Genomic DNA, 20,991 nt, shown 5'->3' with positions numbered 1-20,991 from the left:
CACCGCTCCTCAGTAAATGATCTTCGACCGGGACCCGGGGATCTGTTACAGGTTTCTCTACCTCATCAAGCCCCGGCTGCGCTCCGCTCCGCCGGGCGCGCTTCCCGGCTATGGCCGCGCCCGCGCTCCTGCCTTCGGCCCGCTCGGCGCGGCCGACGCCGACGCGCGCCCACATGTGGATAGGGCCGATGGCCGTGAGTCGATCACCGCATAGCACGGCCCGATCAAGAACATGCCTCCGGCGGGGGATCGGCCGACACCGGGATGGAGGGGGCGCCGTTCCCGACCGCGGATCCGTAGGGGCGTGCGTGGTGGGCTCCCATCCCGTCCACCGTCGACCCAGGCGAAGCCGAGCAGACGCGGCCCATGGCGTCCAGGTCGTTCGTACAGTGGCGCGCTCCACCTGGACGCCATGAACCACGCCCGCTCCACGGTGTGTGGGTCGACGGCGGACGGGATGGGAGCTGGGCTGAGTGGGGGAAGGCCGGTAGGAGTCCAGCTGCCCCGAGTGGAGCGCGCTACTGCCAAATCAGGTGAGCTTGTAGAACCCAATCCCCCAAGTGGGCCTATTGATCTTCCCGCCGGGTCCAGTCGACTGGTAGTGACCGGTGCACCCTGCCTTCTCATACACTGTCAGCTTGTACGCGCTGCGGTTCCATGCAGAATGAGCCGTAAAGGCGTCAACATGGAGGCAGTTGTTAGGCAGGCTGCTGGCGCCCTCCTTGTCGCCCGTCAGATTCTGGCCCGAGTAGAAGCAGGTGTTGTATCGGCCGGGCGTGCACTGGGGCGCGGCATCAGCAGTTGTAGAGGTCAGGGCCATGACAGGGATCGTCAGGGCGCTGGATAGGAACAAGGCTGCACTTCGCCGAAAACGCATACATTCCTCCCGTTTCGATTTCGAGTTCAGTCACTCGAACGAGCGTGACTCTGCCACCATCGCATGCTGCTGATCAACTCTTGCCGTATCGCTGCGCTGTTCAGCCTCTGTTTCTAGCCATCACCGAGCTGCGGATCAGAGGGTGCCCACTCCCCTCCACCGTCTGCCGCGTCGAGGAATGCAGGAGGAGGCTGCGCGCCACCCTCTACGTGTCCGGTCGAGCCGCAGCGAATGGGGACGAATGGCGAACGCCAGCTAAAGACCGGGAACGCCGAAGTCGGCAATCGGCGGGTCGGCCAAGCTCCGGTTATGCGATCTTCCAAGCTGATGCCCGAGGACGGATGGGACGCCCTTTTCAAGACCGCGTGCGGCGGCTGACACCAGCGCCTGACACCAACAGCCCCGAACGGCAGCGGTCGAGGCCGGACCACAGTGGACGATTGGCCGAGGTGCAGGGGCGGTTGGTCAGCGTTGCCAGACCCCATGATCGACCTGATAAGGATGAGGCCACAGGTTCAAATCCTGTTAGCCCCACCAGCACGAAGACCCCCAGTCCACAGGACTGGGGGTCTTTTGCGCTCTCAGCGCGTCACGGCCACCAGGCCGAGGATCACCAACGCGACGCCCATGAAGCCGAACTGCAGTCTCATGCGTTCAAGGCTCTTCCAGGGCGACCCCCACCGGGTCCTGTAACGCGCCGAAAAGGTCACGTCTGCCCAGTCCCACACCCGGACGTCCACGCCGCGACAGCCACAGGCCACCCCCTATCAACGCGCCGCCCGCGATCAGTGCGAGGGCCCCGCGGAGAAGCACGCCGTTTCCCTCGCCTCATGACTGGCCTGACCGTCGCGGCATTGTCGCAGGGGCGCAGAAAAATGAAGAAGACCCCCAACCGGATCGGTTGGGGGTCTTCTTCATGGGCGGTTCGGGTACGCAAGTTCGCCGTTACGCCGGGTTGCAGCGGCGGTGTCTCACAGCTGGAGGGGAGTGGCCGGCTCGGAGAGATTCGTGGCCGCCTCCGTCTCCGTGAGGGGGCTGTGGCGGCAGCTGGGGGACTTTCCGTGGGCCTCGGCGCGGATGCGCTGCTTCATCGTGGGGGGCAGGGCCCTGGCGTAGGTCCAGGACCAGTGGGATGCCGTCGGGAGCATCACCGGCGCACTGCAGTTGCCGGGCGCCTCGGTCTGCGGTACCGCCGCGGCGGCGGTCGTCGTGATCAGTCCGAGCGTCGTGCACAGCGCCAGGAAGGCGGTGACGAGGACGTTCCACAGCTTCATGACCTGGTTCTGGGCCATGGCCCCTCACTTTCGGGTCGGGCGATTTGCGTACTTTCCTCATGATGTGTATCGGGGCCGCGAAGTGGTGGACCGACGCCCGTGGCGCGGCGATGTTCAGATGAACAACACCCGGATGGGCGCAAACCGCTCGTAAATAGGAGAATGAAGAACAAAGTCACCGTCCGTGGGGATGTGATCACCCTCAGATCGGAGCGGTGACCTCCGGTTCTACTGCGGTTTGCCGGAGGGGAGTTGAGGGCCCACGCAGGTCACCGATCGGTATCGGTCGGTGTGTATAGTCGGGCGCCAGAAGTCCCCTACGTCAAGGAAAGACGAGGTCGCGCGGTGAAGAAGCTTCTCCTGGTCGCACTGGCCGCCATCGGCGGGCTCCTCGTGTACCGCCAGATCCAGGCGGATCGCGCCGAGCAGGATCTGTGGACGGAGGCGACCGACTCCGTGCCCACGGGTTCGTGAGTATCGACAACCGAATCTGAACAGACCCCGGCCGTCCTTGCGGTCGGGGTTTTGTGTTGCCCGGATGAGGCCCCGCCTCGCAGGGCAGGATGGCCACGGTCCAGCGGTCCGGACGACGACGAGGGGTGGCGCGTGATGGGGCGGCGTACGGCGTGGTGGCGCGCGAGAGCATGGCGCGGGCGTCCCTCGGCACGCGCGCGCGTGGCGGCCGCGGCAGCGGTGCTGTGCACGGCAGCGGCGGCGCCCTGGCCGGCCGCCGCCGCGGCGGCAGCCGAAACCCCGGGCCCCGGCGTCCTTACCGCCTCCTCCTACGCCTTTGCGGAGGACGCACAGCCTGTGGACGGAGCGAAAGGAACCACGGGCGCCGAGCTGCTCGAAGCCGGCAGGACCTACCGCAGCTCCCTCCCCAGGGACGCGGAGCTCTACTACCGCCTTCACCTCGACGCCGCGTCCAACGCGTACGTCTCCGTCACCGCCATCCCCCGCGCGGACGCCACGCTCTCCATCACCGACGGCATCAGGGTCTCGGTGCAGGACGCCGACAACCACTCCTGCTCCAACGAACGCGCCCGCTTCGGCGCCGCCAAGAGCCCGCACCCCATCACGGCATGGGGCGCACGAACGACCTCCCCGGCCGCCCCCCTCTGCCAGGGCGCCGGCACCTACTACGTCGTCGTCGAACGCACCGGTACGGCAGACTCCTCGCCCGGCGCCTGGGACCTGGAGATCACCACCACCACCGAACCGCGCCTGAAGCAGGCCGGGGCGACGAGCCCGCCCACGGTGTGGAACTCCGCCTCACCCACCCCTGTCTCGGGCGCGGTCGAGCACAGCCAGGGCGGCGCTGGCTTCTCCCGGGCGGCCTCCGTGGGACAGGGCGTCTGGAGCGCCGACATCACGCCCGGGCAGACGCTCTTCTACAAGATCCCGGTCGGCTGGGGCCAGCAGCCCTCCGCCACGGCCGAACTCGGCAGCGTCAACGGCGACGGCCACGGCTACGCCATCGACGCCCTGGCCCTCACGCTCTACAACCCCGTCCGCGCCGCTGTGGAGGACGCGGACGTCGGCTACGACGGCAAGCAGAAGTCGGCCTCCCTCGCCGCGGTGCCTCCCGTCGACTACAGCAACCGCTACGCCATCCCCGACCGCGTGAACGGAATGCGGTTCGCCGGCTCGTACTACCTGGTGGTGCACCTCGCCGCGGGAGTGGCCCAGAAGTTCGGCGACGGGCCCTTCAGACTGACGCTGCGCATCGGGATCGACGGCGCGGCGCAGGACGGCCCCGGCTACGAAGGCAAGTCCGTCCCGGGGAACGTCTTCGAGGTCACCGCGCAGGACCGGCAGGCAGCCGCCGAAGGCGCGACCCCAGACACCCACGCCACGATGAAGGCAGTCGCCGCGGGCGGGATCGGAGCGGGCACTGCCGTGCTCGCAGTACTCGCGGTGTGGACGGTCGCAGCACGGCGGAAAGCACGGACCTGGTGAGGCTCGCCGCCCGGCGCGGGGCAGAGACCCTGTGAGGTCCTGCGGCCTCGGATCGGGAGCCGGCGGACAGTCCTTCAGATACGGGCCAGCGCCCAGAACCCCACGGCATAGCAGACCAGGGCGAGCAGCAGGAGCGGGATCGCCACCTTGGCGGGCGGGCCGGGACGCCGTGTGGGACGGGCGCGATGGCTACGGCGCGTCGACTCCTGGGGGATTGCCTGCACAGGAGGCGGAACCTGAGGGGCCTGAGCGGTGTACGAAACAGTAGAGACATCAGCGCGCTGGTACGGCGTCGGGGCCTGGGCCGGGGCCGGATACAGCGGTGCGTACGACTGGGGGGAGGGCAGTACATGCGTGGGGTCATGGGGGGAGGCGTAGGCGGACTGGTGCCGGCTGCCCTGGTCGGGGTGCGCCTGTGCGTCGGGCGTCGGCGGCTGTGGAGCGGGAGTCCGGGCGGAGGAGGCGGTGGCCTGCGGGGGCGGCAGATGGAAGCTGCCGGTGTCCGACATGCTGGGCGGCTGCGTGGGGACGGACGGCTCCGGCTGCTGTCCGGGCCCCTGACGCGGATCGGGCAGCGGTGTCACGCCCGCGGACCCCACGGCTTCAGCGCCCGACGCGGACGACACGGAGGATGCCTCTGCCTCAACAGACCGATCAACAGACCGATCAACAGACCGCTCAACGGGCCGCGGAAAGGCCCCACTTACACCAGTTCCGTCAGTGTCAGCCTCCTTCCTCGCCTCCACCCCCGGTGCGGCCTTGAGCGGTCCCGAGGGGGCGAACCCCGGTGGAAGCGGACCGAGTTGGTCGAAGATCTCGATCAACTCGTCGTCGGGGCCGGGTTCCGGCAACAACTCCCTGGCAGAGGCCAGCGCCTTGCGCGCCCCTGTGGCGGTACGGAACCGGGCCTGCGGGTCGGGCTGCAGCAGCGTCGCCACAACCTGCCACAGCGGCTCGGGAATGCCCTTGGGCGCGCTCGGCGTCCCGTGCGCCGCGAAGTACTGGATGAGCGCCTTGGCGTCCGGCTTGGCACCCTCCAGCAGATACAACGCGACCAGGCCCACCGCGAACAGATCGGCGGGGAAGTCCGGTTCCGACCCCATCATCTGCTCAGGCGCCAGATAACCCGGCGTCCCCACCACGAGATTGGTCTCCGTCAGACGCGGTTCACCCAGCCGCATCGCGATGCCGAAATCGGACAACCGCAGCCGCGGCCGACCCGTGCCCGTGGCCTCCAGCAGGACATTGGCCGGCTTGATGTCGCGGTGCACCACACCCTCCGCATGCACCGCGGCCAGCCCCGAAAGCAGCTGGTCCAGCAAGGTGCACACGAAGGCCGGCGGCAACGGACCGTAGTCACCGACCAGATGAACCAGCGAACCGCCGGCAACGAGATCCATCGTGAACAGGACCTTGTCGTCGTCGGCGGCCCAGCTGGCCGGCGCCAGCACATGGGGGTGATCGATACGCAGAGCCTGCTCGCGGACGAAACGCAGCAGAGAGTGCGCGTCGCGCTGCTGCAGCACCTTGGCGGCCACATAGCGACGGCGGCGGTGGTCCCAGGCGCGCCAGACAGCGCCGACCCCGCCGCGCCCGATCGGGTCGACCAGTTCGTACCGGCCGGCGAAGACCTCACCCATGGCTGTGCGTCGCTCCTCCCCCTTCGGCTACCCCCCTTGCTTGCCCCTCGACGGGTGGTACGACTCCCCCCAGCGCCGTTCCTCGACGAGTGTGACGAGTGATACGAGCCCCGCGCCCCTCCTCGACCGTCGGCCCGGCTGCCGAACCCCCTTCGGCGACCGGGCCACGGACTCAGCTCTGGTGCGACTGGTAATGCGTGACCGCGTCGGAAGTGCGGCCCGCGCCGTACACCCGGAGGAACTCTGCCAGCTCCGGATGACTGGGGGCGAGAGTGTCCGCGGCGTCGATGATGTCCCCCGCAGCCGCCACTGAGCGCAGCAGCGACTGGATCTCGCGGACCACCCGCTTGACCGTGGGCGCCCCCGAACTGCTCGTCGTGGTCGTGGTGTTGCTGAGCACCGAGCCCCCCTGCGACTTCTTGATCTCTTCCATGCGCTCCGTGGCCTCGGCCGCGCTCACGCTGCCGTCCGCGACCTGCCCCGCCAGGTCCTGCAGCAGCTGCACCCGCTGCACGACAGCCGGGTTGCCGATCTTCGCCCGCTGCCCGCTCATCAACTGCGACAGCATCGGAGCGGACAGCCCCAGCACCCCCGCGAGACGGGCCTGGTTGAGTCCGAGATCTTCTATGAGCTTACGGAAGAGCGCCCCCAACGGCTCCCCGTACCAGTTCCGCTGCAGTTCCCGCGCTCTTGCGGTCGCTTCCTGCTGTGCGGCGTCCATTGCGTCTCCCCATCGCTTCCCCAAGAACTGTGGTTCGCTGTAGCGAACCACGCCGAGCATCTTACGGAGAGTGGTCGTCCACGGGGACCCCCAATCTTTTTGCGAGATACCGGGGGTGACCCGGTACTCTGGTCTGCGGCGCCCACCGGTACGCGGTTCTTCCGGGGGATGTCCCCTTTCCGGGGCCTTAGCTCAGTTGGTAGAGCGCTGTCTTTGCATGGCAGATGTCAGGGGTTCGACTCCCCTAGGCTCCACTCCGGATCCCCTCCGACCTGCGGAAACGCGGTGCGGAGGGGATTTTTAAGCACCGCGACCACCTGGCCGGGACCCTGCTGCCGGGCACAGAGGTGTACGGCCGCGCGCCCTGGTCAGCAGGTGACGGCCCCCACCTCGATGTCAGCCTCGGCCCGGACACCACGGACGCCATCCGCGAGGGGACTCCGCCGCCGGACGTGTTTCACGTGAAACACAGCAGTGGGGCGGAAGACCCTCAAGTCTCCCGCCCCACGCCATAGTTCAGCCCACAGCACGTCACCGGCCGTCGTCGCGCTGAGCAGCCTCCTCCTCGGCCTCCTTGGCCTGCACCTCAGGGTCGAGCAACGACTGACCACTGCCGTCCACCGACGACAACCGGCCCGACTCCGGAACCTCCGTCGCAGCAGGCGGCTCGACCAGCCAGTCAGGGTTGGCCTGCTTGTCCCACCACTTCCAGGCAGCAAAAGCACCGCCCGCGAGAGCACCGAGCACCAGCAAAACCTTCGCCGCACGCCCGGCCCTCGCCCGACGCTCATGCCGACGAACCAGCTTCTGAATCTCCTTCGACGAGACCTGACCGCGCAGCGCAGCCAATGCGGCAGCACCGCGCGCGGCGGCCTCGTCCCTCACAGGCCCGGCCACGGCCACCGCCTGCTCCAGCCTCGGCCGGGAATAATCGGCGGCCTGCCGGGCCGCCTGCCGGGTACGGACGGCAGCCTCATGGGCGGCCTGGTCGACCTTCGGCGGCACATGCGTACGGGCCTGCTCCAGACGCGGCGCGACATGCGCCTCGTACTGCACGCGGGCCTGATCCGCGGCTTGGGACACCTTCGGCGCGAGCCGTACGCGTGCCTCGTGTGCGTAGTGTGCGGCCCTGTCCTTGGCCGTGTCGGCGTAGGGCGCCACCACTTCCGCGGCGTGCAGCACGCTGTCCTTCGCCGAACCGGTCGCGGCGCGCACGCTGTCGATGCGGGTCACGGGTTCCTCCTCCTCGGTGGCGTACGGTATTTCGACTTTCCACCCTTTTACGGATCATGCCTGTCAACAGACACCGGGGCATGTGAGGGCAGGCATCCGGGTCATGCACATCGACTCAGGACCATCTCGAGCAAGAGCCGATCAAGAGCCGATCAAGTCCAATAGAGGATGAATACGGGGCAACAGGCGCTTGTCGTCGACAATGCCACGGATCGCCGCCGAGCGCCCCCGGCCCGGACACACTCGACCGGTTTTCTGCAAGCAACACCCCCCGCCAAGCCCCCACAGACGGGCGCCGGGCGACGCACGACGCAGACCGTGCGAGGATCAGGGAGTCACAGGAAGACAACGGAAGGCAGATCGTGGCCGAGCAGCTTTACGCCACCCTGAAGACCAACAACGGCGACATCGAGGTCCGGCTGCTGCCGAACCACGCGCCCAAGACGGTCCGGAACTTCGTCGAGCTCGCCACCGGCGAGCGTGAGTGGACCAACCCCGCCACCGGCCAGAAGTCCACGGACAAGCTCTACGACGGCACGGTCTTCCACCGGGTGATCAGCGGATTCATGATCCAGGGCGGAGACCCGCTGGGCAACGGCACCGGTGGTCCCGGCTACCAGTTCGAGGACGAATTCCACCCCGACCTCTCCTTCAACAAGCCCTACCTGCTCGCCATGGCCAACGCCGGCCCGGGCACCAACGGCTCCCAGTTCTTCATCACCGTCGCCCCCACGACGTGGCTGAACCGCAAGCACACCATCTTCGGCGAGGTCACCGACCCCGCCAGCCAGAAGGTGATCGACACCATCGCCACCACCCAGACCAACCCCCGCACCGACCGCCCGGTCAACGACGTCGTCATCGAGTCCGTCGTCGTCGAAACCCGCGAGGGCTGAGACCCACGAGGACCCCACCCGCAACGTCGGGTCCCCGCACAGCAGGAACCAAACGCCCCGCCCATCCGTAAAGATGGGCGGGGCGGTGCATTTGTGCACACCACCCGAACGACGACCTAGGGGATCTCATGGACCAGGCGCCAGGCAGCCCACAAGGCCCGGACGACCAGGGACCCCAGCACGCCCAGAGCCTGCCCGGCTGCTACCGCCACCCCGACCGCGAGACCGGCATCCGCTGCACCCGCTGCGAACGCCCCATCTGCCCCGAATGCATGGTCAACGCCTCCGTCGGCTTCCAATGCCCCGAATGCGCCCGCGGCGACTCCGGCACCGGACACCCCCCGGCCGCCACCCGCCCCCGCACCATCGCCGGCGGCACCGTCACGGCCGACCCCCGGCTCCTCACCAAAATCCTCATCGGGATCAACGTGGCGGTGTTCATCGCCGTCCACGTACACACCTCGCTCCTGGACCACCTCGTCCTCATCGGCGAATGGCCCCCCGCACCCTTCAAAGCCACCCAGGGCGTCGCCGACGGCGAGTGGTACCGCCTGGTGACCGCGATGTTCACCCACCAGGAACCCTGGCACATCGGCTTCAACATGCTCAGCCTCTGGTGGCTCGGCGGCCCCCTTGAAGCCGCCCTCGGACGCGCCCGCTACCTCTCCCTCTACTTCGTCTCGGGCCTCGCCGGCAGCGCCCTCACCTACCTGCTGGCCTCACCGACCGAAGCCTCCCTCGGTGCCTCCGGCGCCATCTTCGGCCTCTTCGGCGCCACCGCCGTCCTCATGCGCCGCCTCAACTACGACATGCGGCCGATCATCGCCCTGCTGGTGATCAACCTGATCTTCACCTTCGGCTGGAGCAACATCGCCTGGCAGGCCCACATCGGCGGCCTCGTCGCCGGCGTCATCACCGGCTACGCCATGGTCCACGCCCCACGCGAACACCGCGCCCTCGTCCAGTACGGCACCTGCGCCGTCGTCCTGGTCGTCGTAGTGGTCCTGACCCTGCTCAGGACGGCTCAGCTCACCTGACGTGCCCACTTGTCCACAGCGGGTTGCCACTCTTGTGCATAGCGTGCGGGAACAGCTGTGCCCCCTGTCACCGACCAGTGTTTCCGCAGGTCAGGCAGGGGGCGAACAGGCTTGCGAAGCTGGGTGGGATGGTCGTATCGGCGTCAATGGCCGACTGGTTATCCACAGATGGTCGTTCTTTTCCCCAGGAGCTGTGGATTTTTCTGCGGGCTGTGGATAACTCAGCGGATAGCCCTGGGCAGGGCTATGTTCACCGAGAGGTGGCCGTTACTTCCACTGCGTGGAGACGCCGAATCCGGCGGCGATGAAGCCGAAGCCCACCACGATGTTCCAGTTGTCCAGCGCATCGATGGGCAGCGAACCGTCGGTCACGTAGAAGACGACGATCCAGGCCAGGCCGATGAGGAACATGGCCAGCATGACGGGCGCGACCCACGCGTGGCTGTTCAGCTTGATGCTGGTCGCCTGCTTCGCCGGCGGCGGCGTGTAGTCGGCCTTCTTGCGGATACGTGACTTCGGCACGAGGGTCTCTCCTGTCGATGCGCTGCGTGGCCGCGCAGGGAACTGGGCTGGCTCCGGAGCAGCGTACAAGGGGACTCTTAGCGCTCCCCCGGGCGTCCGTTAGCGTAGTGCTTCCGCGGCGCCGAAGGAGATAAGGGTACGTTGAGCAATTCTGCCGACTCCCACCAGGACGGATCCAGTCCTGCCCGCGCACGCCGTTTCCGGCCGGTGCGGGTGCTCACGGTGGCCGTCTTCGCCCTCGCGGGGCTCATTTTCTTCACCAGCTTCAATACGGCCAAGGGCACCAATATCCGTACGGACACGTCCTTGCTGAAGCTTTCCGACCTCATCCAGGAGCGCAGCCGCAAGAACGGCGAACTGGACGAGTCCAACGGCTCTTTGCGCCGGGAGGTCGAGTCCTTCGCCGAGCGTGACGACGGCAGCACCAAGGCGCAGGACGAGAAGCTCGCAGGTCTGGAGAAGGGTGCGGGTACGCAGAAGCTGAAGGGTGAGGCGATCACCGTCACGCTCAACGACGCCCCGCCGGACGCCACCGCGAAGCTCCCCGGCTATCCCGAGCCGCAGCCGGACTACCTGGTGATCCACCAGCAGGATCTGCAGGCGGTGGTGAATGCGCTGTGGCAGGGCGGCGCCAAGGGCATCAAGGTGATGGACCAGCGGCTGATCTCCACCAGTGCCGTGCGCTGCGTGGGCAACACCCTGATCCTTCAGGGGCGCGTCTACTCGCCGCCGTACAAGATCACGGCGATCGGGGATCCCGACAAGCTGAACAAGGCGCTGTCGGATTCCACGGCGATCCAGAACTACATGGTCTACGTGAATGTGTATGGCCTCGGCTGGAAAGTGACCCACGACGGGACGGTGACTCTGCCCGGCTACTCGGGCACAGTGGATCTGCACTACGCCCAGCCCGTGGAGTGAACTGAGCCGTTTCGGGAGCTGCCGGTGCGCGTCGTCGTCAGGACCGTCAGTGAGCTCTGTATCACCGTGGGCAGCCTGATCGTGCTTTTCGTCATCTATGTGCTGTTCTGGACGGGTGTGCGGGCGGATGGTGCGATGAACCACCAGATCGATGTGCTGCACGATCAGTGGGCGAAGCAGACGGCGCATCCGACGGCCCCTGTCGCTTCCGGGGCCTCGGCCGGTCCGCGGAAGCCGGCGCCGTATGTCGCGGGCAGGCCCTTCGCGATCATGTACATCCCGCGGCTTGGTTTCACGTGGAACAAGCCGGTGCTCGAGGACACTGCGGTGAGCACGTTGAAGAAGGGGCTGGGGCACTACGCCAACACCGCGCAGTTGGGGCAGGAGGGCAACTTCGCGGTGGCGGGGCACCGGCGGACGTACGGAGATCCGTTCGTGGACTTCCCCGAGCTGAGGCCGGGTGACGCGGTGGTGCTGACGGACGGGACCACCTGGTTCACGTATCGGATCGACAAAGGGCCCTACAAAACTGTTCCGACGGACGTTGAGGTGATCGATCCTGTGCCACGTAAGTCGGGGTATACGCGTGAGGGCCGCTATCTGACGCTCACCACGTGCGATCCGGAGTGGGGGCACAGTCATCGGCTGATCGTGTGGGGGCACCTGGATTCCACACAGCCTGTGGAGGCCGGGAAACCAGAGGCGCTGCGCCGTTAGTCTGGTGCGGGTACGGCGTGAGTCTGATGCCGTGGTGGAACGGAAGGGACGGCATGTACGGCTGGATCTGGCGGCATCTGCCGGGCAACGCGTGGGTGAAGGCGTTGATCTCACTCCTGCTGGTCCTGGCAGTGGTCTATGTCCTGTTCCAGTACGTCTTCCCGTGGGCCGAGCCGCTGCTGCCCTTCAACGATGTGACGGTGGACAACCAGTGAGTGCGCGGATTCTCGTCGTCGACAACTACGACAGCTTCGTCTTCAACCTGGTGCAGTACCTGTACCAGCTGGGTGCCGAGTGCGAGGTGCTGCGCAACGACGAGGTGTCGACGGCGCATGCCCAGGACGGTTTCGACGGTGTGCTGCTGTCGCCGGGTCCGGGGACGCCGGAGGAGGCGGGCGTCTGCATCGAGATGGTGCGGCACTGTGCGGCGACCGGTGTCCCGGTGTTCGGTGTCTGCCTGGGCATGCAGTCGATGCAGGTGGCGTACGGGGGTGTGGTGGACCGTGCGCCCGAGTTGCTGCACGGCAAGACCTCGCTGGTCGAGCACGAGGGCAGGGGCGTGTTCGCCGGGCTGCCCTCGCCGTTCACGGCGACGCGCTACCACTCGCTGGCCGCGGAGCCGGAGACGGTGCCGGCCGAGCTGGAGGTGACCGCGCGGACGCACGACGGGATCATCATGGGGCTCAGGCACCGTGAACTCCCGGTCGAGGGTGTGCAGTTCCACCCGGAGTCGGTGCTGACGGAGCACGGTCACCGGATGCTGGCCAACTGGCTGGTGGAGTGCGGCGACCAGGGTGCCGTGGCGAGGTCGGCGGGGCTCGCCCCGGTGGTGGGCAGGGCCACGGCGTGACCGCGCTGCGCCCCGAGCGTGAGTCCGCCGCCTCGTACGGGCAGGAGCCGTACGAGGGGTACGGCTCGTTTGGGGGGTACGAGGCGCCCGGTTCGTTCGAGGCGTCCGGTGGATTCGAGACCTCCGGTGCGTTCGATGAGTGGAACGGCGAGCCGGCGGGGCAGCAGGGGCGGCACCGCGCCGCGCCCCCGGTGGCGGAGCCCGAGCCGTATCTTCCGCCCGTGGACGAGGAGACGGTGGCTCTGCGGATACCGGAGCCGCCGTCGGACGGTTCCATATCGCCCTCTGAGGCCTCAGCAGCCACACCTGCCACTGGAACCACTCCGGGCGGCCGAGCGGCCCGCAGGAAGGCTGCCAAGCGCCGTCATGGGCGTCATGGGGGCGCTCGTACGACTTCGGAGGCCACGGAAGACGCCGAGGAGACGTCAGCCGACGCTTCCAAGGCTCCGCTTTCGCGGGTTGAGGCACGTCGGCAGGCCCGTGCGCGCAAGCCGAGTCCGGGCGTCGTCGCGAGCCGGGCGATCGGTGAGGTGTTCATCACCACCGGTGTGCTGATGCTGCTGTTCGTCACGTACCAGCTGTGGTGGACGAACGTCCGGGCGCATGAGGCGGCGGACAAGGAGACCAGCACCCTGCAGAACGACTGGGCGAGCGGCAAGCGCGCGCCGGGCGAGTTCGAACCGGGCCAGGGTTTCGCGATCCTCCACATTCCCGAGCTGGACGTGGTCGTGCCGATCGCCCAGGGCGTCAGCAACAAGCAGGTGCTGGACAAGGGCATGGTGGGTCACTACAGCGAGGGCAGGCTGAAGACGGCGATGCCCGACGCGAAGACCGGCAATTTCGCGCTTGCGGGCCACCGGAACACGCACGGCGAGCCCTTCCGGTACATCAACAAGCTGAAGAAGGGCGACGAGGTCGTCGTCGAGACGCAGGACGAGTACTTCGTCTACAAGGTGACGTCGACGCTGCCGGTGACGTCACCGAGCAATACGAGCGTGATCAGCCCCGTGCCGCCCCAGTCGGGTTTCACCAAGCCTGGCCGGTACATCACGCTGACGACCTGTACTCCGGAGTTCACCAGCAAGTACCGGTTGATCGTCTGGGGCAAGATGGTCGAGGAACGGCCGCGCAGCAAGGGCAAGCCGGATGCGCTCGTCGAGTAGGGACAGATGAACGTGGCAGCGACCACCGACGACACTCAAGAGGACACGGACGCGCCCGCGGCGCCACCGGCCCGCCGCCGCGGCACGGGCCGTATCGCGGCGGTGGTGAGCGTCTTCGGTGAACTCCTCATCACGGCGGGCCTGGTGCTGGGCCTGTTCGTCGTGTACTCGCTCTGGTGGACGAACGTCATAGCCGACCGGGCGGCGGACAAGCAGGGCGAGAAGGTCCGCGACACATGGGCCCACGAGGGCCGGTCCACGGGCCCCGGTGCGCTGGACACCAAGAACGGCATCGGCTTCCTGCATGTCCCCGCCATGAAGAACGGCGAGGTCCTGGTCGAGAAGGGCACGTCGACGGAGGTCCTCAACGACGGCGTGGCCGGCTACTACACGGACCCGGTCAAGGCGACGCTGCCCACCACGGGCAAGAAGGGCAACTTCACGCTGGCCGCGCACCGGGACGGGCACGGCGCGAAGTTCCACAACATCGACAAGCTGAAGGTCGGCGACCCGATCGTCTTCGAGACGAAGGACAAGTGGTACATCTACAAGGTCTACGACGTCCTCGACGAGACCTCGAAGTACAACGTGAAGGTCATCTCGCAGATCCCGAAGGAGTCGGGGAAGAAGAAGGCGGGCCACTACATCACGCTGACGACGTGCACGCCGGTGTACACGAGCCGGTATCGGTATGTGGTGTGGGGGGAGCTGGTGCGGGTGGAGAAGGTGGACAGCAAGAGGACGCCGCCGGAGGAACTGCGTTAGCGTGACGGGCAGTCACGCGTAATGAGCCGGGCCCGAAGCCGCAACTACCCTTTGCGGCTTCGGGCCCTTTTGGCGCTCGGCGTCGTTACTCCAGGACCTTCAGGGGTTCCCCGGCGCTCCACTCCGCCACCATCCTGCGGTGTACGGCGGTCACGCCGCCCGCGGTGGCGACTTTCAGAGCTTCACGGGTGAAGGGGCATGTCGCCACGAAGAGGGCCACTTCCGAGACGTGCAGAACCTTGGCTGCCCCGACGAACTTCTGGACGTCAGAGCTGGTGATGGAGAGGCCCGGCGCGAATCTCTTGCACTGGACGGCGACGCGGCGCCCGTCGGCTGTACGGCCGATGATGTCGACGCCCCGGTCCCCGCAGCCGCCTCGTACGACGACGTCAGTGCAGCCGTCCAGGCGCAGCAACTCTGCGACGTATTGCTCGAACTCGCGGCCGGACATGGCGTCGACGGAGGCCATGACCTCAGTGTTGGACCAGTCACAACGCGGCCCTTCCAGCCTCTGCAGGCGAATGCTGTGCCTGCGAAGACTCCGCTCGATGCGCTGGACGCCCGTCCGCAGAGCGATCAGTTCCCTGCGGTGCTCGCCCGAGGTCTCGATCAGGGCGTTGAACATCGGCACGACCGTCTTGCCGAGGATGAGGGTGATGCGTTGGTCGATGCGGTCGTCGAGGGAGACGGCGTCGCTGTGGACGGAGTTGTCCACAGGCTGGGTGCGCGCCAGGTACTCCATGTCCAGGAGGTACACACGCACCTGACGTGCGACTTCGCTGTCCCGGAGGAGCATGGCGACGTTGAGGACGGCTCGGCGGGAGAAGAGGGCAAGGGACCTTGTGCGTGACTGGATTCCACTGAGTTCCTTGAAGGAAGTCAGTTCTGAACCTGTCAATACGCGATAGCCGCTGGCTTTGAGCTCTTCCCGGTGATCATGGATCAGAGATGTGATGGCGGTGAGCCCTACCTCGAAGTACGCCGCCACCATCGCCGTAGTCACATGCATCCCGTCCGGCAGCAGCGACAGCGCCTTCACTCTGTCGAGCACGTCCGTGCGCTCCAGGACGCTGTCCCGCAGGGACTTGGACTCCAGTAGCGCCGATTCGTTGATCACGTTCTGCCCTTCGCTTGTGGTGAGGCCGTGCGGCCAGGGCAGAGCTCCGACACCCCACCCCATCCGATCAACGAGTCGGCACATATGAAGACACGATCGACGCAGGAACAGACGTTGTACGAGGCTTCCCTCTCGTCCCCTGCTCGGGCAGAGAAATGGGCCCCTGCCGGGAAGTCCCGGAGGGGCCCATCGATGGGGGTGGGGTCGGTCAGCCGGTCGTACCGCCGAAGAGGTTGGTGCCGCCGTTGTTCCCGCCGTTGTTGCCGCCTCCGCCGAAGGTCTGCAGGTTGACCGGCGTGCCCTGGTCGACCGTGCTTCCCGGGGACGGGTCCGAGCCGATGACGATGGCGTTGTCGTCCTGGGAGCCGTTGATGTTGCCGACCTGGAGCCCCGCCTGCTGAAGGGCGTTCTTGACGTCCTTCAGCTTCTGGCCCTGGATGTTCGGCACCTGGACCTGGTTGTTCTGCTTCTGGCCGATGTTGATCTGCACCGCGGTGTTCTTCTTGACCTGGGTGCCGATCCCCGGGGTGGTCGAGATGACCTTGTTGACCTGGTTGTCGTCGGTGGTGGGGGCGTTGACGCAGTTGCCGTTCAGGCCGACGGCCTGCAGCGCGGACTTGGCGTCGTCACAGCTCTGACCGGCGACGTTGGGCACGGGGACCGTCTCCGCAGCCTTGGCCACGGTGAGGGTGATCTTGGTGCCCTTCTCCCTCTCCACGCCGCCCTTCGGGTCTTGGGAGAGGACGAGGCCCGCGGGCTGGTCGGACTCCTGGGTCTTCTGGTCGACCTCGAAGCCCTTGTTCTCGAGCTGGGTCTTCGCCTGGTCGTACTGCAGACGTGTGACGTCCGGGACGAGCACCTTCGGAGCGCCCGTAGAGACGACGAGGTTGACCGCCTCTCCCTTCTTGAGGGTGGCGCCCTTGCCCGGGTCCTGCGAGCAGACATTGCCCTTGCTCTGGTCTTCGCAGGGCTGTTTCTTGATCGTGCCAACCTTGAGGCCGATGTTGCTCAGCTGGTTCTTGGCGTCGCTCTCGCTCAGGCTGACCAGGTTGGGTACGTCCACCTTGTCGTTCCCGACGCCCCCGTTCCCGCTGAACGCGTACTTCCCGATCAGGATCGCGCCGACCAGGACGAGGATGCCCGCCACGACCAAGAGGATCGTCGACGTGTTGGACTTCTTCTGGCGGCGGCGGGAGCGGTCGTCGTAGCCGTAGCCGCCGTCGTCCGGGTTCATCGGGGGGAGCATCGACGTGGCGCCGGCGTCCGTGGCGCGCAGGGCCGTGGTCGGCTGGTCGTCGGGGTAGCCGCCGTAGCCGACGGATCCCATGGCCGCGGTGGCCGCGACGGGCTGGCCGTCGAGGCAGGCCTCGATGTCGGCGCGCATCTCGTCGGCGGACTGGTAGCGGTAGTTCGGGTCCTTGACCAGGGCCCTGAGGACGATGGCGTCCATTTCGGGCGTGATCTCGGGGTCGAAGACGGAGGGCGGCTGGGCTTCCTCGCGTACGTGCTGGTACGCGACGGCGACCGGGGAGTCGCCGACGAAGGGCGGGCGTACCGTCAGGAGCTCGTAGAGGAGGCAGCCGGTCGAGTACAGGTCGGAGCGGGCGTCTACCTGCTCGCCCTTCGCCTGCTCCGGTGACAGGTACTGCGCGGTGCCGATGACCGCGGCCGTCTGCGTCATGGTCATGCCGGAGTCGCCCATGGCGCGGGCGATGCCGAAGTCCATGACCTTGACCTGGCCGTTGCGCGTCAGCATGACGTTGGCCGGCTTGATGTCGCGGTGGACGATGCCGCTGCGGTGGGCGTACTCCAGGCCCTGGAGGATGCCGATGGTCATTTCCATCGCGCGCTCGGGCAGGAGTTTGCGGCCGGAGTGGAGGAGTTCGCGGAGCGTGGAGCCGTCCACGTACTCCATCACGATGTACGGGATCGAGACCCCGTCGATGTAGTCCTCGCCCGTGTCGTAGACCGCGACGATCGCGGGATGGTTGAGCGAGGCGGCCGACTGGGCCTCCCGGCGGAACCGGGCCTGGAAGGAAGGGTCGCGTGCGAGGTCCGCGCGCAGTGTCTTCACCGCCACCTGGCGCCCGAGGCGGGTGTCATGCGCGAGGTAGACCTCCGCCATGCCACCACGACCGAGCACCTGGCCCAGTTCGTACCGGCCGCCGAGGCGACGCGGCTCTTCCATAGCTCCTACCAGCCCTCTCCGTCGGTCCCGACTCACACGTGTGTGCGGTCGGAGGCTGCCGTCCGGGCCTACCGTACCCGGCTAGCTTTGTGTGACCTGGCTAAGTGCGTCACCCGATACAGGACCGGTATCGCAACGTGCACCGATGTGAAGGGGACGTGAGCGGGGTCACTTCTTGGCGTTGATGACCGCCTCCATCACGCTCTTCGCGATCGGGGCGGCGAGGCCGCCGCCGGAGATGTCGTCACGGTTGGCGTTCTCGTCCTCGATGACGACGGCCACGGCGACCGGCGAGCTGCCGTCGGGCAGCTTGGCGTAGGAGATGAACCAGGCGTAGGGGTTCGCGCTGTTGGCGACGCCGTGCTGGGCGGTGCCGGTCTTGCCGCCGACGGTGACGCCGCCTCCGATCTGGGCCTTCTGGCCGGTGCCGTCCTTGACGACCGTCTCCATCATCGACTGCAGGATCTGCGCGTTCTTCGCCGACAGGGGCTGGCTGAGCTCCTGCGGGTCGGTCTGCGCGATGGTGTCGAGGTTGGACGACTGCAGCTTGTCGACCATGTACGGCTTCATCAGCTTGCCGTTGTTGGCGACCGCGGAGGCGACCATGGCCATCTGCAGGGGGGTCGCGGCGGTGTTGAACTGGCCGATCGAGGACAGCGCGGTCTGCGAGGAGTTCATGTGGTCGGAGAACACCGAGGCGCTGGAGCGGACCGGGGTGAACTGCTCGGCGTCGAAGCCGAACTTCTTCGCCTCTGCGAGCATCTTGTCGTTGCCGAGGTCGGAGCCGATCTTGCCGAACACGGTGTTGCAGGACACCCTCAGGGCGACCCGCATCGTGGCGTTCTTGCAGGGGATGTTGCCCTCGTTCTTCAGCTCGGTCGTCGTGCCCTTCATGATGTACGGCAGCGGCGAGTCGGTGGCCTGGTCGGCCGAGTTGTACAGGCCGTTCTCCAGGGCGGCCGCGGCCGTGACCACCTTGAAGGTGGAGCCCGGCGGGTAGGTCTCGCGCAGCGCCCGGTTGAGCATCGGGTCGGCCTTGTTGTTCGACTTCTGGAGCGCGAGCCAGTTCTTGGAGTCCGTCGACGTGGAGTTCCCGGCGAACGACGAGGGGTCGTACGACGGGTAGGACGCCAGTGCCAGGATCTTGCCGGTGGACGGGTCGAGCGCGACGACGGCGCCCTTGCCGCCCTGGGACTTCAGTCCGTTGTAGGCGGCCTTCTGCGCGGCGGCGTTGAGGGTGGTGACGACGTTGCCGCCCGCCTTCTCCTTGCCCGTGATCATGTCGAGGGTGTTGCGGAAGAAGAGCCGGTCGTCGGTGCCGGTGAGGATGCCGTCGTCGATGCTCTCCAACTGGGTGGCGCCGAAGGCCTGCGAGGCGAACCCGGTGACCGGCGCCCACATGGGCCCGTCCTTGTAGGTGCGCTTGTACTTGAGGTCGTTGAGGCCGCTGGTGCTGGTCGTGGTGGACCCGGTGATGGGGTCGCCGTCGACGATGATGTCGCCGCGCGGGGTGGAGTAGCGGGCGATGGTGACTCGGCGGTTCAGCTTGTCGTTCTTCAGGCTGTCGGCCTTGACGTACTGGAGCCAGTTGTCGCGGACGAGCAGGGCGAGGACGAGCAGGCCGCAGAAGATCGCGATCCGGCGCAGGGGTTTGTTCATGACGGGCGGACCACCTGGGTCATCTCGGCGTCGGGGTTGCCGGCGGGCGCGGGCGCCGGGCGGCGGGCGGTGTCGCTGATTCTGATGAGGATGCCGATGAGGGCCCAGTTGGCGATGACGGAGGACCCTCCGTATGCCAGGAACGGCATCGTCATACCGGTCAGCGGGATGAGGCCCATGACGCCGCCTGCGACGACGAAGACCTGGAGGGCGAAGGCGCCGGAGAGACCGACGGCGAGCAGTTTGCCGAAGGGGTCGCGGGCGGCGAGGGCGGTGCGGATGCCCCGCTCCACGATCAGGCCGTAGATCAGCAGGATCGCCATGAGGCCGGCCAGGCCGAGCTCCTCGCCGAAGGTGGCGAGGATGAAGTCGGAGTTGGCGGCGAAGCGGATCAGCTCGGAGTGGCCCTGGCCCCAGCCGGTGCCGAGGGTGCCGCCGGAGCCGAAGGCCCACAGGGCCTGCTGCAACTGGTCGGAGTGGACTCCCGTGACGCCCGGGGTACGGCTGAGCTTGTACTCGTGCATCGGGTTGAGCCAGGCCTGGACTCGGGTCTGGACGTGCGGCTCGAAGCTCGCCACGCCCACGGCGCCGGCCGCCGACATCAGCAGACCGAAGACGATCCAGCTGGTCCGCTCGGTGGCGACGTACAGCATGATGACGAACATTCCGAAGAACAGCAGCGACGTACCGAGGTCGGTCTCGAACACCAGGATGAGGATCGAGATCATCCAGACGACCATGATCGGGCCGAGGTCGCGGCCGCGCGGCAGGTACAGGCCCATGAAGCGGCGGCTGGCGAGGGCGAGCGCGTCCCGTTTCACCATCAGGTAGCCGGCGAAGAAGATGGCCAGCACGATCTTGGCGAACTCACCGGGCTGGATGGTGAAGCTGCCGACCTTGATCCAGATCTTGGCGCCGTAGGTGAGGTCGGCGCCGAGGCCCGGGACCAGCGGGAGCAGCAGCAGGACCAGCGCGCCCGCCATGGAGATGTACGTGTACCGCTGCAGGACGCGGTGGTCCTTGAGGAAGATCAGCGCGACGACGAACAGGGCGATGCCCAGTGCGGTGTAGATCAGCTGGTTGGTCGCCTTGCCGCCGGCGACGCCGATGGACTGCAGCAGCTTGGACTGGTCGAGGCGCCAGATCGCGACGAGGCCGAGTCCGTTGAGCAGCGTGGCCAGGGGCAGCAGCAGCGGGTCCGCGTACGGGGCGAACTTCCGTACGGCGAGGTGGCCGACGCCGGCCAGCAGACCGAGGCCCAGGCCGTAGCCGAGCAGACCGGCGGGCACCTTGTCGTTGATGGCCAGGCCCACGTTGGCGTAGGCGAAGACCGGGATGACGACGGCGAACAGCAGGAGCGCGAGCTCGGTGTTGCGCCGGCTCGGTGCGCCGATCGCGCCGATCGTGGACGTATGGTGCGTCGGTGTGTTGGTAGTACTGCTCATCGTGTGA

20 protein-coding genes and 2 tRNA genes are annotated in these 20,991 nt (G+C 67.2%); 12 read left to right on the top strand and 10 right to left on the bottom strand.

Annotated elements, in window-relative coordinates:
* Window positions 1-529: 529 nt before the first annotated feature.
* Window positions 530-820: a peptidase inhibitor family I36 protein gene (locus ACFY1E_RS08065; RefSeq protein ID WP_389072799.1), complete on the bottom strand. Its 291-nt coding sequence runs from the start codon at window positions 818-820 to the stop codon at window positions 530-532.
* Window positions 821-1,331: 511 nt separating this feature from the next.
* Between ACFY1E_RS08065 and ACFY1E_RS08060 the strand changes: the two genes are divergently transcribed.
* A tRNA-Ile gene (locus ACFY1E_RS08060) sits at window positions 1,332-1,414 on the top strand.
* A gap of 434 nt (window positions 1,415-1,848) precedes the next feature.
* Here the strand turns inward: ACFY1E_RS08060 and ACFY1E_RS08055 are convergent.
* Complete coding sequence (locus ACFY1E_RS08055) at window positions 1,849-2,169, bottom strand: DUF6344 domain-containing protein (protein ID WP_389072796.1); 321 nt, start codon at window positions 2,167-2,169, stop codon at window positions 1,849-1,851.
* Between the two features lie 327 nt (window positions 2,170-2,496).
* Between ACFY1E_RS08055 and ACFY1E_RS08050 the strand changes: the two genes are divergently transcribed.
* Together ACFY1E_RS08050 and ACFY1E_RS08045 are read left to right on the top strand one after the other, a co-directional pair.
* Window positions 2,497-2,625, top strand: coding sequence for a DLW-39 family protein (locus ACFY1E_RS08050; RefSeq protein ID WP_003999697.1), 129 nt, complete (start codon window positions 2,497-2,499; stop codon window positions 2,623-2,625).
* A gap of 201 nt (window positions 2,626-2,826) precedes the next feature.
* A complete protein-coding gene (locus tag ACFY1E_RS08045; RefSeq protein ID WP_389072794.1) occupies window positions 2,827-4,110 on the top strand; it encodes a hypothetical protein in 1,284 nt (427 codons plus the stop codon).
* Window positions 4,111-4,184: 74 nt separating this feature from the next.
* Here the strand turns inward: ACFY1E_RS08045 and ACFY1E_RS08040 are convergent, their stop codons facing one another.
* Together ACFY1E_RS08040 and ACFY1E_RS08035 are read right to left on the bottom strand one after the other, a co-directional pair.
* The gene (locus tag ACFY1E_RS08040) at window positions 4,185-5,750 is read right to left on the bottom strand and encodes a protein kinase (protein WP_389072791.1); all 1,566 of its coding nucleotides are present in this window, start codon (window positions 5,748-5,750) and stop codon (window positions 4,185-4,187) included.
* Between the two features lie 172 nt (window positions 5,751-5,922).
* The gene (locus ACFY1E_RS08035; RefSeq protein WP_030938997.1) at window positions 5,923-6,471 is read right to left on the bottom strand and encodes a transcriptional regulator; all 549 of its coding nucleotides are present in this window, start codon (window positions 6,469-6,471) and stop codon (window positions 5,923-5,925) included.
* A 181-nt stretch (window positions 6,472-6,652) separates the two neighbouring features.
* On the opposite strand from ACFY1E_RS08035, the gene ACFY1E_RS08030 reads away from it, so the two are divergent.
* Window positions 6,653-6,725: transfer RNA gene (locus ACFY1E_RS08030), tRNA-Ala, on the top strand.
* 277 nt (window positions 6,726-7,002) lie between these two features.
* Here the strand turns inward: ACFY1E_RS08030 and ACFY1E_RS08025 are convergent.
* Window positions 7,003-7,704: a DUF5324 family protein gene (locus tag ACFY1E_RS08025; protein ID WP_389072788.1), complete on the bottom strand. Its 702-nt coding sequence runs from the start codon at window positions 7,702-7,704 to the stop codon at window positions 7,003-7,005.
* A 362-nt stretch (window positions 7,705-8,066) separates the two neighbouring features.
* Between ACFY1E_RS08025 and ACFY1E_RS08020 the strand changes: the two genes are divergently transcribed.
* A complete protein-coding gene (locus ACFY1E_RS08020; RefSeq protein WP_389072785.1) occupies window positions 8,067-8,600 on the top strand; it encodes a peptidylprolyl isomerase in 534 nt (177 codons plus the stop codon).
* A gap of 128 nt (window positions 8,601-8,728) precedes the next feature.
* Window positions 8,729-9,637, top strand: coding sequence for a rhomboid family intramembrane serine protease (locus ACFY1E_RS08015; protein ID WP_389072783.1), 909 nt, complete (start codon window positions 8,729-8,731; stop codon window positions 9,635-9,637).
* A 267-nt stretch (window positions 9,638-9,904) separates the two neighbouring features.
* Here the strand turns inward: ACFY1E_RS08015 and crgA are convergent, their stop codons facing one another.
* The gene (gene crgA / locus ACFY1E_RS08010) at window positions 9,905-10,159 is read right to left on the bottom strand and encodes a cell division protein CrgA (RefSeq protein WP_389072781.1); all 255 of its coding nucleotides are present in this window, start codon (window positions 10,157-10,159) and stop codon (window positions 9,905-9,907) included.
* Between the two features lie 141 nt (window positions 10,160-10,300).
* Here crgA and ACFY1E_RS08005 point away from each other — a divergent pair, with 141 nt between their 5' ends.
* From ACFY1E_RS08005 to ACFY1E_RS07980, 6 genes are read left to right on the top strand one after another with little or no spacing between them, the layout of a single operon-like run.
* Window positions 10,301-11,080: a DUF881 domain-containing protein gene (locus ACFY1E_RS08005; RefSeq protein WP_389072779.1), complete on the top strand. Its 780-nt coding sequence runs from the start codon at window positions 10,301-10,303 to the stop codon at window positions 11,078-11,080.
* Window positions 11,081-11,104: 24 nt separating this feature from the next.
* Window positions 11,105-11,797, top strand: a complete 693-nt coding sequence (locus ACFY1E_RS08000) for a class E sortase (RefSeq protein ID WP_389072777.1) — start codon at window positions 11,105-11,107, stop codon at window positions 11,795-11,797.
* Window positions 11,798-11,823: 26 nt separating this feature from the next.
* Window positions 11,824-12,012 carry a hypothetical protein gene (locus tag ACFY1E_RS07995; protein ID WP_115907047.1) on the top strand — a complete coding sequence of 63 codons (189 nt, stop codon included), beginning with the start codon at window positions 11,824-11,826 and terminating at the stop codon, window positions 12,010-12,012.
* On the top strand, window positions 12,009-12,647 hold the full coding sequence (locus ACFY1E_RS07990) for an aminodeoxychorismate/anthranilate synthase component II (RefSeq protein ID WP_030939022.1): 639 nt from the start codon (window positions 12,009-12,011) through the stop codon (window positions 12,645-12,647). The genes ACFY1E_RS07995 and ACFY1E_RS07990 overlap by 4 nt, the downstream gene beginning before the upstream one ends.
* On the top strand, window positions 12,644-13,810 hold the full coding sequence (locus tag ACFY1E_RS07985) for a class E sortase (protein WP_389072774.1): 1,167 nt from the start codon (window positions 12,644-12,646) through the stop codon (window positions 13,808-13,810). The genes ACFY1E_RS07990 and ACFY1E_RS07985 overlap by 4 nt, the downstream gene beginning before the upstream one ends.
* A gap of 6 nt (window positions 13,811-13,816) precedes the next feature.
* Window positions 13,817-14,575 (top strand): class E sortase, encoded by a 759-nt coding sequence (locus ACFY1E_RS07980; RefSeq protein ID WP_389072771.1) that lies wholly within the window; start codon window positions 13,817-13,819, stop codon window positions 14,573-14,575.
* Window positions 14,576-14,660: 85 nt separating this feature from the next.
* On the opposite strand, the gene ACFY1E_RS07975 is transcribed toward ACFY1E_RS07980, so the two are convergent.
* The 4 genes from ACFY1E_RS07975 to ACFY1E_RS07960 all read right to left on the bottom strand — a co-directional run bounded on the left by ACFY1E_RS07975 (window position 14,661) and on the right by ACFY1E_RS07960 (window position 20,984).
* On the bottom strand, window positions 14,661-15,692 hold the full coding sequence (locus ACFY1E_RS07975; protein WP_389072769.1) for a restriction endonuclease: 1,032 nt from the start codon (window positions 15,690-15,692) through the stop codon (window positions 14,661-14,663).
* Window positions 15,693-15,900: 208 nt separating this feature from the next.
* Entirely contained in the window at window positions 15,901-17,880 is a 1,980-nt protein-coding gene (gene pknB, locus ACFY1E_RS07970) for a Stk1 family PASTA domain-containing Ser/Thr kinase (protein ID WP_389072766.1), read from the bottom strand.
* Window positions 17,881-18,048: 168 nt separating this feature from the next.
* Window positions 18,049-19,539, bottom strand: coding sequence for a penicillin-binding transpeptidase domain-containing protein (locus tag ACFY1E_RS07965; RefSeq protein WP_389072765.1), 1,491 nt, complete (start codon window positions 19,537-19,539; stop codon window positions 18,049-18,051).
* On the bottom strand, window positions 19,536-20,984 hold the full coding sequence (locus ACFY1E_RS07960; protein WP_389072762.1) for an FtsW/RodA/SpoVE family cell cycle protein: 1,449 nt from the start codon (window positions 20,982-20,984) through the stop codon (window positions 19,536-19,538). Before ACFY1E_RS07960 ends, ACFY1E_RS07965 begins: the two co-directional genes overlap by 4 nt.
* Between the last annotated feature and the right edge of the window lie 7 nt (window positions 20,985-20,991).

The organism is Streptomyces sp. NPDC001604, from assembly GCF_042893475.1.
In the GTDB taxonomy this organism is placed as follows: Bacteria; Actinomycetota; Actinomycetes; order Streptomycetales; family Streptomycetaceae; genus Streptomyces.
The sequence above is the reverse complement of the archived record's forward strand: the minus strand, read 5'-3'. Positions and strand labels throughout refer to the sequence as shown.

Bases quoted from the DNA above. Each gene is read 5' to 3' on its own strand.
- ACFY1E_RS08065 (WP_389072799.1), bottom strand. From the start codon at position 820: ATGGCCCTGACCTCTACAACTGCTGATGCCGCGCCCCAGTGCACGCCC.
- ACFY1E_RS08055 (WP_389072796.1), bottom strand. From the start codon at position 2,169: ATGGCCCAGAACCAGGTCATGAAGCTGTGGAACGTCCTCGTCACCGCC.
- ACFY1E_RS08040 (WP_389072791.1), bottom strand. From the start codon at position 5,750: ATGGGTGAGGTCTTCGCCGGCCGGTACGAACTGGTCGACCCGATCGGG.
- ACFY1E_RS08035 (WP_030938997.1), bottom strand. From the start codon at position 6,471: ATGGACGCCGCACAGCAGGAAGCGACCGCAAGAGCGCGGGAACTGCAG.
- ACFY1E_RS08015 (WP_389072783.1), top strand. From the start codon at position 8,729: ATGGACCAGGCGCCAGGCAGCCCACAAGGCCCGGACGACCAGGGACCC.
- ACFY1E_RS07995 (WP_115907047.1), top strand. From the start codon at position 11,824: ATGCCGTGGTGGAACGGAAGGGACGGCATGTACGGCTGGATCTGGCGG.
- ACFY1E_RS07980 (WP_389072771.1), top strand. From the start codon at position 13,817: ATGAACGTGGCAGCGACCACCGACGACACTCAAGAGGACACGGACGCG.
- pknB (WP_389072766.1), bottom strand. From the start codon at position 17,880: ATGGAAGAGCCGCGTCGCCTCGGCGGCCGGTACGAACTGGGCCAGGTG.
- ACFY1E_RS07965 (WP_389072765.1), bottom strand. From the start codon at position 19,539: ATGAACAAACCCCTGCGCCGGATCGCGATCTTCTGCGGCCTGCTCGTC.
- ACFY1E_RS07960 (WP_389072762.1), bottom strand. From the start codon at position 20,984: ATGAGCAGTACTACCAACACACCGACGCACCATACGTCCACGATCGGC.